Source organism: Mesorhizobium sp. M1322, from assembly GCF_040318085.1.
Taxonomy (GTDB): Bacteria; Pseudomonadota; Alphaproteobacteria; order Rhizobiales; family Rhizobiaceae; genus Mesorhizobium.
Genome location: NZ_JAMYLP010000219.1, coordinates 1 through 746, shown reverse-complemented (window position 1 = coordinate 746; position 746 = coordinate 1). Strand labels below are relative to the sequence as shown.

At 60.7% G+C, this 746-nt stretch carries 1 protein-coding gene; it reads right to left on the bottom strand.

Features of this window, described 5'->3' with window-relative positions:
- Positions 1-28: 28 nt before the first annotated feature.
- On the bottom strand, positions 29-673 hold the full coding sequence (locus NKH12_RS30470) for a peroxiredoxin-like family protein (protein WP_120017948.1): 645 nt from the start codon (positions 671-673) through the stop codon (positions 29-31).
- Between the last annotated feature and the right edge of the window lie 73 nt (positions 674-746).

Below are 746 nucleotides of genomic sequence, written 5' to 3'. Positions count from 1 at the left end.
GTTTTCAGCAGCCCATTTCCGCAGCCTATTAATGTGCAACTTGGGAAGCTGCCGACATCAATTCCTCGGGATTCGGCGCTCTGAAGGTGTTGAGGCCATCCTCCAGAACTTCAGTGAAGTTCCAGCGTACGATGCCCGCCCGGTCGATTAGGAACTGACCGACAAGCTGCCCCTGGCCGGAAGCCACCATCGCCTGCTGATCGGCTTCCGTAATCTCATATCCTTCCTTCTTGTTGAGGAACTCGTTCATTGCCATGACGTCCATAGGCTTGGGCAACTCGCCCGGGAGATGGATCCGTATCGCCATGACCGTGTCCATCCCAACCTCGCGCAAGCCGAAAGCACGGTGCGAGGCCCGCTCCGGGTCGGATGCGGCGAGAAGATCGGGTGCCGGGTGGTAACGGAAATAGAGCCGCGCCCGCTCGACCGGCGTATTGACCACCGCCAGGCATTCGACGCCTTTCTCACGCAGGGCCGGCTTGAGTTGCGCCATCGCCGCGACATGGCGCCGGCAGAACGGACAGTGCAGGCCTCGGAACAAACCGATCAACAACGGGCTACGGCCTCGAAAATCATCGAGCGCGATCTTGCCTTCGCGTGAGATCGCATTGAGCACAACATTCGGTGCCCGGTCGCCCGGCTGCAGCGGGCGGTCAACACTACTCGTGGACATGGACAACCTCCTCGCCCCGGGTCAGTCAGGGAAAGCAGCACACCCAGCGTTTCGGAGGCGATCAAGTGCTGGG

Bases quoted from the DNA above. Each gene is read 5' to 3' on its own strand.
- NKH12_RS30470 (WP_120017948.1), bottom strand. From the start codon at position 673: ATGTCCACGAGTAGTGTTGACCGCCCGCTGCAGCCGGGCGACCGGGCA.